This is a genomic window from Enterobacter sp. CC120223-11, assembly GCF_900215375.1.
GTDB lineage: Bacteria > Pseudomonadota > Gammaproteobacteria > Enterobacterales > Enterobacteriaceae > Scandinavium.
This window is the reverse complement of record NZ_OBEF01000008.1, coordinates 165,923-181,625: the sequence shown is the minus strand read 5'-3', so window position 1 is coordinate 181,625 and position 15,703 is coordinate 165,923. Positions and strand designations below refer to the sequence as shown.

The 15,703-nt window shown below is 55.5% G+C and carries 19 protein-coding genes; 10 read left to right on the top strand and 9 right to left on the bottom strand.

The genetic code is table 11. The annotated features are described in order from the left end of the window. Positions 1 to 3: 3 nt before the first annotated feature. The 3 genes from CRO87_RS11755 to pcaC are packed head-to-tail and all read left to right on the top strand — an operon-like array spanning position 4 to position 2,481. On the top strand, positions 4 to 1,368 hold the full coding sequence (locus CRO87_RS11755; protein ID WP_097163128.1) for a 3-carboxy-cis,cis-muconate cycloisomerase: 1,365 nt from the start codon (positions 4 to 6) through the stop codon (positions 1,366 to 1,368). Then, on the top strand, positions 1,346 to 2,101 hold the full coding sequence (gene pcaD / locus CRO87_RS11750; RefSeq protein WP_097163127.1) for a 3-oxoadipate enol-lactonase: 756 nt from the start codon (positions 1,346 to 1,348) through the stop codon (positions 2,099 to 2,101). Before CRO87_RS11755 ends, pcaD begins: the two co-directional genes overlap by 23 nt. Next, positions 2,101 to 2,481 carry a 4-carboxymuconolactone decarboxylase gene (gene pcaC, locus CRO87_RS11745; protein ID WP_097163126.1) on the top strand — a complete coding sequence of 127 codons (381 nt, stop codon included), beginning with the start codon at positions 2,101 to 2,103 and terminating at the stop codon, positions 2,479 to 2,481. Before pcaD ends, pcaC begins: the two co-directional genes overlap by 1 nt. A 115-nt stretch (positions 2,482 to 2,596) precedes the next feature. On the opposite strand, the gene map is transcribed toward pcaC, so the two are convergent. From map to CRO87_RS11720, 5 genes are all read right to left on the bottom strand, one after another. Next, on the bottom strand, positions 2,597 to 3,376 hold the full coding sequence (map, locus tag CRO87_RS11740) for a type I methionyl aminopeptidase (RefSeq protein WP_097163125.1): 780 nt from the start codon (positions 3,374 to 3,376) through the stop codon (positions 2,597 to 2,599). Then, positions 3,357 to 3,575 (bottom strand): ParD-like family protein, encoded by a 219-nt coding sequence (locus tag CRO87_RS11735; protein WP_097163124.1) that lies wholly within the window; start codon positions 3,573 to 3,575, stop codon positions 3,357 to 3,359. The genes map and CRO87_RS11735 overlap by 20 nt, the downstream gene beginning before the upstream one ends. A gap of 60 nt (positions 3,576 to 3,635) precedes the next feature. Then, on the bottom strand, positions 3,636 to 4,889 hold the full coding sequence (umuC, locus tag CRO87_RS11730) for a translesion error-prone DNA polymerase V subunit UmuC (RefSeq protein WP_097163123.1): 1,254 nt from the start codon (positions 4,887 to 4,889) through the stop codon (positions 3,636 to 3,638). Positions 4,890 to 4,957: 68 nt separating this feature from the next. Continuing rightward, positions 4,958 to 5,917 (bottom strand): omptin family outer membrane protease, encoded by a 960-nt coding sequence (locus CRO87_RS11725; RefSeq protein ID WP_176504304.1) that lies wholly within the window; start codon positions 5,915 to 5,917, stop codon positions 4,958 to 4,960. Positions 5,918 to 6,106: 189 nt separating this feature from the next. Beyond that, a complete protein-coding gene (locus CRO87_RS11720; protein ID WP_097163121.1) occupies positions 6,107 to 6,538 on the bottom strand; it encodes a universal stress protein in 432 nt (143 codons plus the stop codon). Positions 6,539 to 6,847: 309 nt separating this feature from the next. Between CRO87_RS11720 and CRO87_RS11715 the strand changes: the two genes are divergently transcribed. Next, positions 6,848 to 7,984, top strand: coding sequence for an alpha/beta fold hydrolase (locus CRO87_RS11715; RefSeq protein ID WP_097163120.1), 1,137 nt, complete (start codon positions 6,848 to 6,850; stop codon positions 7,982 to 7,984). A gap of 3 nt (positions 7,985 to 7,987) precedes the next feature. On the opposite strand, the gene umuD is transcribed toward CRO87_RS11715, so the two are convergent. Continuing rightward, on the bottom strand, positions 7,988 to 8,419 hold the full coding sequence (gene umuD / locus CRO87_RS11710; protein ID WP_097163119.1) for a translesion error-prone DNA polymerase V autoproteolytic subunit: 432 nt from the start codon (positions 8,417 to 8,419) through the stop codon (positions 7,988 to 7,990). A 171-nt stretch (positions 8,420 to 8,590) separates the two neighbouring features. Between umuD and CRO87_RS11705 the strand changes: the two genes are divergently transcribed. Beyond that, complete coding sequence (locus CRO87_RS11705) at positions 8,591 to 9,430, top strand: DMT family transporter (RefSeq protein WP_097163118.1); 840 nt, start codon at positions 8,591 to 8,593, stop codon at positions 9,428 to 9,430. Between the two features lie 97 nt (positions 9,431 to 9,527). Continuing rightward, positions 9,528 to 10,517 carry an aldo/keto reductase gene (locus tag CRO87_RS11700; RefSeq protein ID WP_097163117.1) on the top strand — a complete coding sequence of 330 codons (990 nt, stop codon included), beginning with the start codon at positions 9,528 to 9,530 and terminating at the stop codon, positions 10,515 to 10,517. Positions 10,518 to 10,559: 42 nt separating this feature from the next. On the opposite strand, the gene CRO87_RS11695 is transcribed toward CRO87_RS11700, so the two are convergent. From CRO87_RS11695 to CRO87_RS11685, 3 genes are all read right to left on the bottom strand, one after another. Next, positions 10,560 to 11,516, bottom strand: a complete 957-nt coding sequence (locus CRO87_RS11695) for a hypothetical protein (RefSeq protein ID WP_217992671.1) — start codon at positions 11,514 to 11,516, stop codon at positions 10,560 to 10,562. Between the two features lie 44 nt (positions 11,517 to 11,560). Then, the gene (locus CRO87_RS11690) at positions 11,561 to 12,292 is read right to left on the bottom strand and encodes a MerR family transcriptional regulator (RefSeq protein WP_097163116.1); all 732 of its coding nucleotides are present in this window, start codon (positions 12,290 to 12,292) and stop codon (positions 11,561 to 11,563) included. Positions 12,293 to 12,507: 215 nt separating this feature from the next. Next, positions 12,508 to 13,728: a diguanylate phosphodiesterase gene (locus CRO87_RS11685; RefSeq protein WP_097163115.1), complete on the bottom strand. Its 1,221-nt coding sequence runs from the start codon at positions 13,726 to 13,728 to the stop codon at positions 12,508 to 12,510. 334 nt (positions 13,729 to 14,062) lie between these two features. Between CRO87_RS11685 and ycgZ the strand changes: the two genes are divergently transcribed. The 4 genes from ycgZ (at position 14,063) to CRO87_RS11665 (ending at position 15,612) form a co-directional block, all read left to right on the top strand. Then, positions 14,063 to 14,302, top strand: a complete 240-nt coding sequence (gene ycgZ, locus CRO87_RS11680; protein WP_097163114.1) for a regulatory protein YcgZ — start codon at positions 14,063 to 14,065, stop codon at positions 14,300 to 14,302. A 40-nt stretch (positions 14,303 to 14,342) separates the two neighbouring features. Next, a complete protein-coding gene (locus CRO87_RS11675) occupies positions 14,343 to 14,642 on the top strand; it encodes a hypothetical protein (RefSeq protein ID WP_097163113.1) in 300 nt (99 codons plus the stop codon). 42 nt (positions 14,643 to 14,684) lie between these two features. Beyond that, positions 14,685 to 14,951, top strand: coding sequence for a biofilm development regulator YmgB/AriR family protein (locus CRO87_RS11670; protein ID WP_097163112.1), 267 nt, complete (start codon positions 14,685 to 14,687; stop codon positions 14,949 to 14,951). Between the two features lie 100 nt (positions 14,952 to 15,051). After that, positions 15,052 to 15,612 (top strand): LuxR C-terminal-related transcriptional regulator, encoded by a 561-nt coding sequence (locus CRO87_RS11665; RefSeq protein WP_097163111.1) that lies wholly within the window; start codon positions 15,052 to 15,054, stop codon positions 15,610 to 15,612. The last annotated feature ends 91 nt before the right edge of the window (positions 15,613 to 15,703 follow it).

Sequence of the window (15,703 nt, the reverse complement as noted above, 5' to 3'; positions counted from 1 at the left end):
GGCATGGATTTGTTGACCCCGATGTTGCGCGGGAGTGCGTTAACGGCGCTGTTCAGCGACGCACAAGCCGTGCAGGGGATGCTCGACTTTGAAGCCGCGCTGGCGCGGGCCGAAGCGGCGTGCGGCGTCATTCCATCAGAAGCCGTTGCGGCGATTGAACGAGCCTGTGACGTTCGCAGCATTGATATGACTGCCCTTGGCGAAGCGGCGGCCAGCGCCGGTAACCTCGCCATTCCGCTGGTGAAACAGCTGACCGCGCAGGTGAAACAGAACGATCCCGACGCGGCCCGCTACGTTCACTGGGGCGCAACCAGCCAGGACGTCATCGACTCCGGGTTTGTGCTCCAGCTGCGTGAAGCGCTGCTGAAAACGGATGAGATGCTGGCGAACCTGCTGGCCGCGCTGGCGAAGCAAACCACACTTCATCGTGAAACCGTGATGCCAGGGCGCACCTGGATGCAGCACGCGCTGCCCGTTACCTTTGGCCTGAAGCTTGCCGGCACGCTGGATGCGCTGCTGCGCTGGCAGGTTCGCCTTCGTGAAATTTCATCACGTGCCTTAACGCTCCAGTTTGGCGGCGCGGCGGGCACGCTGGCATCGCTGAACGACCACGGCCCGGCGGTGGCGGAAGCCTTAGCCCAGGAGTTGAACCTGACGCTGGCAGACACGCCCTGGCACAGCCAGCGCGACAGGCTGCTGGAAATTGGCCACTGGTACGCGGGCGTGTGCGGCACGCTCGGCAAATTCGCCAGTGATTTTTCGCTGCTGATGCAAACTGAAGTGGCGGAAGTCAGTGAGCCAACGGCACCCGGTCGCGGCGGTTCTTCCGCGATGCCGCATAAACGTAACCCTGTCGGCTGCGCGGCTATTCTCACGGCGGTACAGCGCACGCCTGGCCTGATGGCAACGCTGTATGCCAGTCAAATTCAGCAGCATGAAAGGGCGCTCGGCGGCTGGCAGGCAGAGTGGGAAGTACTGCCGGAACTCATTACGCTTGCGGGTGGCGTCATAGCGCAGAGCGAGCAACTGGTGCGCGGCATGCAGGTGGATGCCGTAAAAATGCGTGCGGACCTCGACATTACGCATGGGCTGATCATGGCGGAGTCCGTCACCCTGGCGCTGGCAAAATTTATCGGCAAGCAGGACGCCCATCACCTTATCGAAACGCTGTGTCATCAGGCGCTGGATCAAAAGTGCCCGCTGTTGCAGCTGTTGGAAAACGACCCGCGCCTGACGGCGCATTTTACCCCTGCTGAACTGACCGCGCTGCTGGACCCGTCGAAGGCCACCGGCAGCGCGACTTATTTTGTGCGTCAGGTACTGGCGCGCTATCAGGAGCAATGCCATGACCATTCATTATCAGATTGATGGCCCGGAGGATGCGCCGGTGCTGGTGCTGTCGAACTCGATGGGCACCTCGCTTTCTTTATGGCAGCCACAGATGGCGGCGCTGACCGCCCATTTTCGCGTGCTGCGCTACGACATGCACGGCCACGGGCAAACCACCAAACGCGGTAAAGTCTCGCTCGCCCAGCTTGGCGAGGACGTGATTGCGCTGCTCGATCATCTGAATATCGACAAAGCCTGCTTCTGCGGCATTTCGGTGGGGGGGCTGATTGGACTCTGGCTGGCCCGCTTCGCGCCTGAGCGTTTTTACGGTCTGGCGGTGGCAAACACCGCGGCAAAAATTGGCGATCAGGCCAGCTGGCTTTCGCGTGCTCGCGCCGTACGTCAGGAGGGAATGGACGTGGTGGCAGCAGGCACAGCCGACCGCTGGTTCACTCCCGCGTTTCGTCAGCACAACCCGGAAGTGGTCGAGCAGCTGGTTCACGCCCTGACGCATATGGATCCCGAAGGGTATGCCGAAGGCTGCGAAGCGCTGGCCGCTGCTGATTTGCGTGCGGAAGTCAGCGCCATTACTGCCCCGGTGCTGATCATTGCCGGGCAACGTGACCCGGTGACCACCGTCGCCGACGCCGACTATCTTTATAACAACATTGCGGGCAGCCAGCGGGTGACGCTTCCGGCTTCACATCTTTCAAACGTAGAAGCGGCAGACGAATTTTCTGCGGCGCTGCTGACCTGGCTTAAGGGAGAATAATGGACGACGAAAAACGCTATCAGCAGGGCATGGACGTACGCCGCAAAGTGCTCGGCGATGCCCACGTCGATCGGACGATCGACAACCTTTCGCCGCTGAACGAAGAGTTTCAGAACTTTATCACCCGCTACGCCTGGGGCGAAACCTGGACCCGGCCCGGTCTCAGTCACCACACGCGCAGTATGATCACCATCGCCATGCTGATTGCGCTGAACCGCGAAGCGGAGCTGAAAATGCACCTGCGTGCGGCGTTCAACAACGGCGTGACGAGGGATGAGCTGAAAGAGCTTATCATGCACTCGGCGCTCTATTGTGGTTTGCCTGCCGCCAACGCCACGCTGCATCTGGCGCAGCAGGTGTTTGATGAGATGGATGCTTGAGTGAGTGTGATTTTTTTGCCCGGCGGCGCAAAGGCTTGCCGGGCCTACTGATGTGCATCCCGACAGGGTTTTGCAGGCCTGCGCAAACGAAGCGCCGCCAGGCCATCAACCCGTCTTAACCGGGGATGACCTCTCCTTTGCGCAGCGTCAGCACTTCAAAGCCGTCCGCCGTCACGGCGATGGTATGCTCCCACTGCGCCGACAATTTTTTGTCGCGGGTGACCACCGTCCAGCCGTCTTTTTTGGTTTTGATTTTGCTGTCGCCCTGATTGACCATCGGTTCGATGGTAAAGACCATGCCTTCGCGCAGCACGTCGCCAACGCCTGGTTTGCCGTAGTGCAGGATCTGCGGATCTTCGTGCATCTCTTTGCCGATGCCGTGCCCGCAGTACTCGCGCACCACGCTGTAGCCGTTATCTTCGACATATTTCTGAATGGCGTGCCCGATATCCCCCAATGTGGCGCCTGGCTTCACCACCTGAATACCTTTCCACATCGCCTCGTAGGTTTTGTTCACCAGGCGGCGGGCCAGCGGGGAGACGTCGCCAATCAGGTACATTTTGCTGGAGTCGGCAATCATGCCGTCTTTCTCAAGCGTGATGTCGACGTTCACAATGGCCCCGGTGCGTAAATGCTCCGTTTCCTTCGGAATGCCGTGGCACACCACTTCGTTCACCGACGTATTCAGCACGTATGGATAGTCGTACTGGCCTTTGCTCGCCGGGCGGGAGTGAAGCTCATTGACGATATAATCTTCCACCTTGTTGTTGATAGCCATAGTGGTGACGCCCGGCTGGATAAACGCGTCCAGCATATCGAACACGGAGGCCAGCAGCTCCCCGGCGTGGCGCTGGCGGGCGAGTTCGTCGGCTGTTTTAATGGGAATTGATGGCATTGATCACCTCCAGTAAGCGGTCAGATCCTGATTTCAGCATCATCATTTTGATTTGCTGATAGTTCAGCTCCGGGTAGAGTTCGCTCATCATACCGAGGCGGATCCAGTATTCAGCTTGTGCGTTGACCGAACGCGACATCGCTTTGCTGGCATCACGAATGTCTTCGTGCAGCAGGTCAGAAATTTTGACGATTCCCATGAATATACACACCGTATATGAAACATATATAAATCGTATATCAATCGCCTGAGGATGTCTTTAGTCAATTGTGCGTGGAACGTCGCTCAATCGGGTGGTCCACGCCGGGGAAAGCATGGAGCGTTTCATGGTCCATGTGGGGGAAACGCCCTGACCGGCGAACCACAGCTTGTTGCCTTTTTTGTTCTGCGCATCCATCAGCGCCATTAATTGTTCACCATGCGGGCGCGGGCCGAACTCATCAAACAGATTGAGCTGCGCCACGCCCTGGCTGAAAAAATCGCCCAGCATCACGCCTGCTTTCTGATAGCGCGGCCCTTGTTTCCAGATGGCGTTAAGACAGCGGGTCGCGGCGGCGATAATATCGCGCGTGTCCTGGGTGGGCGTGAGCAGGCGAATGCCGCTGCTGTTGCTGTAGTAGGGTTCGTGCTCATCGTGCGGGCTGCTTTTGATAAAGGCGGCGACGTAGCGGCAATACTGGTGCTCATGGCGCATTTTCTCCGCCGCGCGCGCCGCCCAGGTGCAGATGCCTTCACGCACTTCGCGGTAGTCGCTGGTGCGCTTGCCAAAGGATCGCGAGCTGATAATTTCCTGTTTCACCGGTGCGTATTCTTCAAATTCCAGGCAGGATTCACCGCGCAGCTCACGCACCGTGCGCTCCAGCACCACGCTGAAATTTTTACGGATAAACCACAGGTCGCAGTCCGCCAACTTCAGTGCGTTATCGACGCCCATCGAGCTGAGTTTTTTACTGAGCCTGCGGCCCACGCCCCAGACTTCTTCCACAGGCACTTTTTCCATCAGTTTTCGCTGACGAACGGGGGAGGAGAGGTCAACCACGCCTTTGGTTGCCGGGTACTTCTTGGCGGCAAAATTAGCAAGCTTGGCGAGCGTTTTGGTGGGGGCGATACCGACCCCGACGGTGAGCAGCGTGCGCTGGAAAATGAGATCGCGGATCTCGCGGCCCGTTTTTTCCAGATCCTGAATACCCGTGAGATCGGCAAAAGCCTCATCAATGCTGTACACGTCCACTCGAGGGCAGCACTCCTCCAGCGTGCTCATCACCCGATGGCTCATGTCGCCGTACAGCGCATAGTTGCTGCTGAAGGTGACAACGCCCTGGCGTTCCAGCTGAGTTTTCTGCTTAAACCACGGCTCGCCCATTTTGACGCCGAGCTTTTTGGCTTCCGCCGAGCGCGAAATGATGCAGCCGTCATTATTGGAAAGCACCACTATAGGCCTGCCAATCAGCTCTGGCCGCCAGGCGGTTTCGCAGGATGTGTAGAAGTTGTTGACGTCGATAAGGGCAAGCATGGTGATTATTTTCCGCGATACTGTATAAATAAACAGTATCGCGGAAAAAGGGAAGGATCAAGGGACGTTTACCACAAATACTGCACGCCTGCCGACAGGCTCCACGCCCGGCTCTGTATGCCGCCGCCACCCTGTCCGTATTCGTGGCCATTTTCATCCCACTGGTTAATATCGCCGTGTTTGTTGGGGTAGAACGTATACGCCGCCTCGGTGAAGAGTTTGGCGTGCGGCGTGACCCAGTACCCGGCGTTGACGGTGCCCGCCCACATCTCGGCGTTATTGTTGCCGGTTGATGAAACGGTGTTGGTCAGGTAGTGCACGTCATGATCGGTGGCGTCTACCCAGTGGCTGTATTTGAGCAGGCCGCTGAGTTCAAACTGAGAAAAGGCGTAGTAGCCCGCAAGCCCTATATAGGGCGCTTTGAAGACCTGACGATAGCCGAGGACGGTCTGTCCCGCCGGGAAGGTGCCGCGTTGCCGGGGCAGGTTGGGGTCGTAGTTGTCGTCTGCGTCCGTTCCTGCATAGTCGTAGCTGCCGCCGTGGGCGGTCCAGCTGGTGCGGCTCTCCTGATACCCGGCTATCGCCCCGAGTTTGTACGCTGGCTGATTGAGCGCCCAGAAGCGCAGGCTGAGATCGTATTCGTTAGCTTCATTCACCGTCGCCGGGCTGGTGGAGTGATCGGTGTAGTGGCTTGAGTTCGGATCCTGCCAGTCATAATCATCAATGTGGCCGCTGCCGGAGGCCAGCGTCGTCCAGCCCCGGGCATTCAGGCTAAGCCAGGACAGCAGGTCGTAATTGGCCTCTGCTTTTATAATCGCGCTGTTTTTCACCTTCCAGTCCAGGCGACTGAGCTGCTTGCCGCCGTCGTAGACATACTCTTTGGCTTCGCCCCCCAGATAGCCGAGCGAAGCGTTCAGCGAGAGGCCATCATGTTGATATTGCGTCGGCTCACCGCTGAGATAGGGCGAAGCGCTGGCGCAAAAAGAGACGGTAAGGGAGAGCAAACAAAGTACCGGATGATTTTTCATGGTGTCTCGCCGTGGGATCAGGGAGTGAGAAGCTGATGAAGAATACCGGAAGTTTAGCCGCGCCTGCGGCAAATGCCATTGAGCAAGGGCCTTTGGCGTAATGATGCTCATTAAGAGTTCACAAAAAAAGCAGGGAGGGTGTGAGCAAAGAATTATATTCGCCGCACCCTTTCGGCTGCGGCGACAGAATTAGCGAACTACCAGCACCGGAATGGTGGTGTAGCGCAGAATAGATTCGGCATTGGAGCCGAGCAGATGAGTGCTGATACTCGGGGTTCTCGAACCGATGACGATCGCATCATATTTTCTCTCTTTGCTCAGCCTGATAATTTCATCACGCACGTTGCCAAAATAGACTTTGCAGTGAATATGCTCCGGAGAGATATCGAAGAGACGTTTCAGGTTTGTCATCTTCTTTTCAGACTCTGCCGCCATATACTCTTCCAGCTTCTTGATATCGGCGTTGAAGCCGCGCAGCAGCGAGCGGCTGCTGTTTGGCAGAATATTCACGAGGGTAATCGATGCCCCCTCCGCCTTTGCCAGATGAGTCGCATGGCGTACTGCTTTATCGCTCAAATCCATTTCAAATACATCAACAGGCATCAAAATATTCTTGTACATAAGCCTGACTCCTTAATTCCGATGAGAGGTTTAACTTCTGCCTTCAGAGTGCCATTTGAAATATAAATGAACCCTCAACGTGAATTCACAGAAACTATCAATAAAAGAAAGTAACTGTCTGTTTTGTAAATTGTTGTCGTGAGTCGTCGACATTCTTTCTTTTTATGCGGGTTATTGTGGCTCGTTACAGCCGAGGGCCGTGCTCTATAAAATCACGTTAGCCAATATAATCCCCTCGTTGACCCACGGTTCAGCTTTCTTTGGCGTAGAATAGTGTTCTGAACATAAAAATCGATCAGGGAGTTGTTGATGAACAAAGTCACAGGATCGCTCAGGAAAAGCCTTCTGGCCTGCCTGCTGCTGGCACCTATGGGCGGCGCGTTTGCCGCTGAAACAGGGCTGGTGGTGAGCAAATCGGATCTGGCGCAGGCCGCAGGATTGCAGGAAGCCGCCAGCCAGTATCGCGTGGAATACCGTTCGCTGGATGGCGTAAAAGGAAAAGGAATGCGCGTGGACAGCGCCGCGGTCTTTTTACCGGAAGGCCCCGTGCCGGAAGGTGGCTGGCCAGTGGTGGTGTGGACGCACGGTACCGTCGGCATTGCTCATGACTGTGCGCCGTCGCTGAATGCACGTACGCCGCGCGACAGCCAGTATCTCAATACCTGGCTTTCACTGGGTTACGCCGTGGTTGCGCCAGACTATCCGGGGCTCGGTTCCGCCGGACTGCACCACTATCTGGATGCCCGTGCCGAAGCGTGGAGTACGCTCGACAGCATTCGTGCCGCGCTGGCGACGTTCCCGCTGAAAAATCAGCTGGTGCTGGTGGGACAGTCGCAGGGCGCACATGCCGCCTTTGCCACCGCCGGTTATCAGCCTGACTACGCGCCGGAGCTGAACATCATCGGCACCGTGTTGACTGGTACGCCGTACTTCACGGCGAAAAGTCAGGTTTCCGGCCTGTTCACCACCACCGCGGAGAAGCAGCTCGCCACAGGCGATCCGAAGATCCCCTATGTCTTTTACATTTATCACTCCGCGGCCGATCGCGATCCGAACCTGAAGGCGGCAGACTATTTCCAGAAGGCGGCCCTTGGTCCGCTCGAAGAGGCCAAAAGTCAGTGCATCACGCCATTAACGGAGTTAGTGATGAAGGATAAGCTGACGATGGAAAACAGCCTCAAGCCAGGGATTCAGGATTTACTGAACGCTTCGGTCAGTTCGCTCTCCTATCCGACATTGCACATTAAACACCCGGTATTTATCGGTATCGGCGGGGATGACATCAACGTGCCGACGGCAATGCAGCAGCAGTTTGCCCACGACGTACAGGCCGCGGGCACGCAGGTGAGCCAACATCTCTACCCGGGCCTCGATCACAGCGGGGCGGTGAATCCGTCTTTGCGAGACTCTGTGCCTTTTGTGCTGGGGTTAAAGGCGAAGCAATAACTTTCAGCCCGCATGCCGTGCGGGCTGGGTGATCACCGTCGTCACCACGCCTAAGATCTGCACGTCGTCATTCTCATTGATCGGGATTGGCGCATAGTTGGGGTTTTCCGGCATCAGGTGTGGATGCGGGTGCAGCCGCAGCCGCTTGACGGTAAACCCGCCGCTCAGGCGGGCCACGACGATATCTCCATCGCCCGCGCGCAGGCTGGCATCCACCAACAGCATCGACTCGGGCACAATGGCCGCATCGCGCATCGAATCGCCGGATACTCGCAAAACGTACGTCGCCGATGGGTGCGCGATCAGGCTTTTTACCAGGTCGATGGCCTCATCCATATAGTCCGCCGCCGGGCTGGGAAAACCGCAGGAGACGCGCTCGGTAAAGAGAGGCAGGGTCACTGCGCATTCGGTTTCTGTGGAGGGGATTGGTTTCATGGGTTAGCTTTCTTCGTGATACTGTGTTTATATACAGTATCGTGAAATAATCACACGGACACAAGCGCGCAGCGGCCATTTGGGCTAAACGTATTGATGCAGCGGAACATTTAGTTTCGGCAATGCGATACCGTACAATGCGGGACTCACGCCAATCACAAGAGACAAAGCATGACGGGCAAAATTACCCTGGCGATGCTGGCCTTCGCGGCAAACTCCATTCTGTGCCGGGTGGCGATCAAAGGGCTGCATATCGATCCTTTCTCCTTCAGTACGCTGCGGCTGCTGGGGGGCGCCTGCGTGCTGTTTATTCTGCTCAGAAAACCCCTGCTGAATCGCCCGGTGGAGTGGCGGTTGCCCAACACGCTGTTTCTGGCTCTCTACGTGTTTGCGTTTTCATTGGCCTATATTCACCTCGGCGCGGCGGAAGGCGCGCTGCTGTTGTTCGGCACGGTCCAGCTGGTGATGACGGGCTGGGGCTTTTTCCGTGGTGAAAGGTTCAGCGGCCTGAAGTGCGCAGGTATTGCGCTGGCGGTTGCGGGCATCGCTTTCTTGCTGCTGCCCGGCGCGAATTCACCGCCTTTGCTTCCGGCGTCGATGATGGTGCTCGCTGGCGCGGGCTGGGCGGCGTACAGCATTGCCGGGAAAAGCGTAAATAATGCGACTGCCGCCACCGCCGGGAGCTTTATTCTGGCAACGCCGCTGGCAATCATTTTGTCGTTGCTCCTGCATCAAAGTGCCCATGCCGATACCAGCGGCGTGCTGCTGGCGCTGGTTTCCGGCGGCCTGACCTCGGGCGCGGCCTATGCACTTTGGTATGCCATCGTGCCGTCATTAACCGCATCAACCGCCAGCACGGTGCAGCTCAGCGTGCCGTGTCTGTCGGCGTTGGGCGGTGCGCTCTTTTTAGGGGAGCATCTCTCGCTGCTGCTTCTCGTGTCCAGCGCGACGGTGATTGCCGGGATCGCCATCGCGATCTTCGCAGACAAGCGTGCGCGTGAGCATTCATGAATCATACTCATAACTACTAGTGTATTTCCCCCTCTAATCGAATCAGTTCCCGCGCGTTATGCTTTTCCTCCAGACAGGATTACAGAGGAGAATCACCATGCAAAAACGTTTACTCGGCAGCTCAGGCCTTAAAGTATCGGCCCTGGGGCTCGGCTGTATGGGGCTGAGTCACGGCTACGGCCCGGCGACGGAAACAAAACAGTCCATTGAACTGATTCGTACGGCGGTAGAGCGTGGCGTGACCTTTTTCGATACCGCCGAGGTGTACGGCCCGTATCTGAATGAAGAGGTGGTGGGCGAGGCCCTGAAGCCTTACCGCGAGCGGGTGGTGATTGCAACCAAGTTCGGTTTCACTTTTGGCGATGACAACAAACAGCAGATTTTAAACAGTCGCCCGGAGCATATTCGCCAGGCGGTGGAAGGATCGCTTAAGCGACTGAAAACGGACGTGATCGACCTGTTGTATCAGCATCGCGTCGATCCGGACGTGCCCATTGAGGACGTTGCTGGCGCAGTAAAAGATCTGATTGCCGAAGGTAAGGTGAAGCACTTTGGCCTGTCGGAAGCGGGTGCGAACACGATTCGCCGCGCACACGCCGTACAGCCCGTCACGGCGCTGCAAAGTGAATACTCGATGTGGTGGCGCGAGCCTGAGCAGGAAATCTTACCGCTTCTGGAGGAACTGGGGATTGGCTTTGTGCCGTTCAGCCCGCTGGGGAAAGGATTTTTAACCGGCGCTATCAGTTCCGGTACCACCTTTGGCGCAGACGACTTCCGCAGTCAGGTGCCGCGGTTTGTCGCTGAGGCGATAAAAGCCAATGAGCAACTGGTCAGGCTGCTCGGCAAACTGGCGGCAGAGAAGGGGGTCACTCCGGCGCAGATTGCGCTGGCCTGGCTGCTGGCGCAAAAACCGTGGATTGTGCCGATTCCGGGCACCACCAAACGGCATCGCCTGGAAGAGAACATGGGGGCCACGGATATTTCACTTTCAGCGACGGAACTGCACAAAATCAATCAGGTGCTGGAGAGCGTAAAAATTACCGGCGACCGCTATCCTGCGGCGTTGCAGGCGCGCGTCGGGCGCTAACATTGACGGGCCTGCGAGGAGCGGCAGGCCAACGCGAAACGGCTATTTCTCTGCCTTCAGCCACGGAGACTGTGTGCTCCAGAAGATAATATTCGCCCCGAGGTAATCCTCTGCAAACTGCGTGAACTCCTCGCGAGTGAACTTCTTGTGGGTTTTCGGGTTGGTGTAGCTCAGCGTGGGCTCCTGCACCGCCATTGCCACAAAATCCAGCTTGCCTTTGTACTGGTGGAAGAACGGATACGAATTTTTCATCTGCGCCTGCTTGCCCGGGACGATATCCGGGCCGCCGAGGCCAATTTTATTCTCCGCTGCCAGGGCAAAAAGGCGCGACATATACTGATGGTCGTTGTTCCATTCGCATGGCCAGAAGTTAACGTACTGCACCACTCTGGAGTGCGTGAAGGCCTTACGGGCAAACTGAATGTTATCGAGGGTGGCGGTGAAGTAGCGGTCGCAGCTGAAGCCGCTTTTCGGGTCCTTCATGTCGATATCAATGGCCGTTTCTGGCAGGTTGATACCCGCCACTTTACCGTCGAATTTAGCGGCCAGGGCGCTTAACAGCGCCTGATATCGGGCGCGAACGTCGGCATTCCACTGCATGGCCACCCAGCCCTGAGCGGGCGCTTTGCCTTCACCTGGGTTATCGGTCTGGGCCACTAAACCACCGGCGTATGCGGGCGTTTGCAGATAAGCAGGAATGTTGCGCGCCTGCGCTTCAAAAAAGCGGTCCTGAATCTGAATAAACAGCTTTTTATGCAGGGCGTCAGTCTGAGCCAGATCCTGCTCGATGGCGCTGAAATCATACTTCCCCTGCGCGGGCTCCAGCTGTTTCCATGAATAGACGATCTGTACACCGTGAATGTCCGGGCGTTCCAGCAGCGCGTGGTGATCGGGCAGTTCACCGGAAGAAGTGTAAAGGAAGTTCTGTGGTGGGGTGGCAAGGGCGGCGTGGGCGACAAACAGCGTTGCCGCCGTGGCGCATATCATTCTGCGAAGCATGGTTCTCTCCCTGTTTTTGTCATCACTCCTGAGGTCGAAGCCGCTCAGGGTTGATGAAAAATAAGCGAATATCCCTGTTCATGCCAATGCTGCAACAGTTCCTGCTGGCGACGGGTAGGGGTGATTCCGGTCCAGACAATCAGCTGCTGGCCTGGAAACAGTTCCGGGCGCGGCGAATCGAGGGGATCGGTCAGCACGGCGATATGCCAGCCCTGCTGCGACAAACGCCAGGCTTCAAGCCACAGCCGCGTTCTGTCTTCGGTATCCCAGCCAATAAGCAGGGCATCTTTGCCGGATTTTTTGCGTGATTCCGCGAGGCTGACGGCAACGAACTCCGTCAACACGCCGTCCAGCATGCTGCACATGATGCGGGCGGTATTGTGGTCGAGACCCAGGCGCAGGCGGGTAGGCACATACACATGGTCGATAAGATCTTCCGCGCGGTATTCACGGCTTAGCGCAACGATTTTCGCCCGCATTCTGGCCGGGTGCGCAGAACGCAGCACCGCCATCATCTCTTCCTGGAGGGTACTCCAGTCGTCATGAACGGCAACTTTGCTCTCTTCAAGCAGGGCCTTAACCTTACCCACGGGCACGCCACTTTTAATCCAGCGCTTAATCTCTTCGATACGCTGAACATCTTCTTCATCGAACTGCCGATGACCGCCTTCGCTACGCTGAGGTTTAAGCAAACCGTAACGCCGCTGCCAGGCTCGCAGGGTGACAGGGTTGATTCCGCATCGTTCGGCGACATCGCCGATGCTGTAAAAGGCCATAGACTCCCTCATACGTTGACCGATACGTCCTTGCTAAGATAACGAATCAGACGTGCTTGTACAACTTATGATTTATTGTACAGCAGCTCAACTTAAGGGTAGCAACATAATCCTTAACAAAGGGTGAACATAATCCGAAACAGGGCTGACGTGGGGAAATTGCAGAGGCGGCCGCCCACATAATCAGAATGCTGTGAGCGGTTTTTTCGGGGAAACTACAGCAGGCTTTTCTTTTCGGGCCAGGCGACAGGGGGAATGCCGCAGAAGCAAGGGCGGGCAAACAGATGGCCCTGGAAGTGAAAAATGCCTGCTGACTCAAGCCACATCCACTCTTCAGGTTTCTCCACGCCCACGGCTGAGACGGCGATTTCAAGCGATGCACAGCATTTGATAATGGCCTGCACGATGGCCTGGCGTGGGCCACTTTTATGCACATCACGAATCAGATCGCGGCTGATTTTGATGCGGTCCGGCTGGAACTGGGCCAGCATTAAAAGTCCGGCAAAACCGGCACCGAAATGGTCGATAGCAACGCTTATCCCGGCGGCTTTAAGGGAGCGCACCGCCTGGGTGAAGGCGTCGAACTGGGAAATAGCCTCGCTCTCCGTGAACTCAACGATCACCTGCTCGGGCACCAATCCGTTGAGCTCGATTGACTGCAGCAGTGTCGCAACGGCATCGGGAACGTTCACCAGCGTCATTGGCAGCAGATTGACGCTGATGGTCTGGTCATGCAGTTCGAGCGCTGAAGCCAGCGCAAAAGCGGCCTGTTTGCTGTTGAGGTCGGCTTCATAAACTGCTTCACCGCTGAGGGCGCTGAAATAGGCCTCCGGCGAATCTCCGGACGCGGTACGCACCAACGCTTCGAGGGATACAATCTCCTGGGAGAGCGGGTCGATAATTGGCTGGAACGCAAAGCCGCAGTCGGCATGCTTCATCGCCACCTGAGGGTCGACGTAGCGTGCTTCGGTGTCCGTGACGAACGCCCAATCGATGCTGGCGGGAACTTCGAAGTAATTTGGCTTTTCAGTTGCCGCGACGAAGGTTCTGAAGAACTGAAGTGCACGGTCATTAAAGGTGAGCTGATATTTTGAGGTGCCTTTGTCGAGGATCGTCTGCAGCACCTCGTCGCGATCGTGCTCCCGCAAATCAAAGAGTTCCATGCCGACTTTGCCAAAGCGACGTGAGGGACCGTAGTCGTACAACAGTTCCACCACGTTGTAATGGCGACTGTCCTCGCAAATGGTCTGGTAAATCGCCTTGACCGCCTCGTCTGGCCCTTCAAGTAACTGAAAGAAATGGGTGCCGTTGAACAGCAGGATGCCGGTCACATCCGCTTCGCGATTTTTAACACTGGCAGCAGCAACCATGCTCTCAAGGGCTTTGACGGGGACGTCATCGCAAAAGTGGCTGCGGTAAATAATGGTAGTGAGCATGATTTTTCACTTAGAGAAGAAGACGCTTCATCCTGGCAGATTGCTAAAGGGATGTCTTGCACTTAACACATTAAATTAACAAATGTTTTACGTTGAGTGAGACCTGTACATATGGAGGGAAATAGCGCTCTAAATTTTTGTACAGAATTGAAGATGGTGATGTACATAATTTTTAAGATAAAGCCTTATTTACCAAGTGTAAGGCACTGAAATTTATGTATTAGCATTTTTTGCTAAAAAACTTATCATGCATTTGTACAGATATTATGTACAATTTTTCTAAGTTTGTATAACGAGCCCTTAACCCTTTTACTGATTCGTACAGGAGCGACATATGCAGCAGAATGGTTACATCCCGGATACCGCCAGCGCGATTGCGCAGTATTTCAGTAAGGCCAACATGCCGACCCAGCAGGAAACCCTGGGCCAGATTGTGGTGGACATTCTGAGCGATGGTCGCAACCTCAACCGCAAATCCCTGTGTACCAAACTGTTGAGCCGTCTTGAGCACTCCTCATGTGCGGAAGAGGAAAGCCACTACAACGCCCTGATTGGGCTGCTTTTCGAACGCTAACCCAGCGCTTCGGGCGTAACGGCAAGCAGAGAGCGCAGTCATGAACAGAAACGACATTGAACAACTCACAGATGAACTGATCGGCGAGGCGGTGATTTCGCTGTTGAAACGCAAAGCGCCGGTGAGCTCAATGGCTTTACTGACAGAACTTCGCACCATGCAGGCCGTCGAACGGGATCCTCGTCGGCGTGGCGCTTTTCCGCAGGTCGTCGCCTACATCGAAGGCGTCATGGTCGACAACAACGGGCAGGAAGCTCAGGCAGGTAAAATGAACCACCAGGAGAGAGTACAAGTTATTGCGGAAGGGACGACTGCAACGGGCAAAGACAATATCCATTAACCAGCAATGTCATTATTAACGGTGAAACAGATGAACACAGCAATGATTCAGCAACCCGATATTTACAATGCTCTGGCCGATAATGCGCTATCAGATTATTTCCGTCATGCGGGGGATGTGCTTGCCGAAGAATCGGTGGTGTTAGGGGCTGCAATTCGTACCGTTATTATTTCCGGGGAACATATCAATAATAAAAATATTATGCTGGCTCTGATTCGTCGACTGGAATCGACAGAAGATATTGTGCAGGCCGATATTATCAGGAAAACCCTGGAGATTGTCGTCGGCCACACCATGGACGATATTTGACCCATTTTTTACTGTCGATTTAATCCTGATTCTCGTACCCGACGGGCTGTGAACTCACAGGCCTTGTGCTCTCAGCTTACAGAATAAAGGAAACCGTACGATGCGCGGCGAAGACTACACACAGCACGATCATGCCGATATCTGGCTGACGGATAATTATCTCAGAATGGGGTTGGTCCATATTCTGGAAAAAATCAATTTTGACAACACCTCGTTACGTTATGTCTTCTTGAGCGAGCAACAATATACGGATGTATTAAATCACAACTACGATCTGACAACGCACCGGATTGTACTGCTCACGGACGGCACACCCTTTAATTTCCTGAGCGCGACTCCGTTTTATCAACTGCCAAAACGGGTGACGGTGAATGAGTTGCAAAATTTTATCATTTCCATCGGCTATCTTGCCGATAAGCCGCTGGCGACGAATAAACCTGTATTGCTGACCGCCAGGGAAAGGCGGCTGATCGATTTGATCAAAGAAGGCAAAAAAATGGCAGAAATGGGAAAATATCTCAACCTGCATATTAAAACGGTGTATCAGACACGCCAGACGCTGATTAAAAAAATAGGCTGTACGGGCTCCATTGATTTTTTGCGCACGCTGCGCAGCGATGTCTTTAAAAACTGGCTGGTGGAAAGCCATCAATATCATTGAGCCTGAAATAATCCTGGCGCAGGACCGTTTCAACGGGCAACCAGTAAAAGCAGGTATAATGACTGCACCTGGCCCGACAGAAATGGACTGC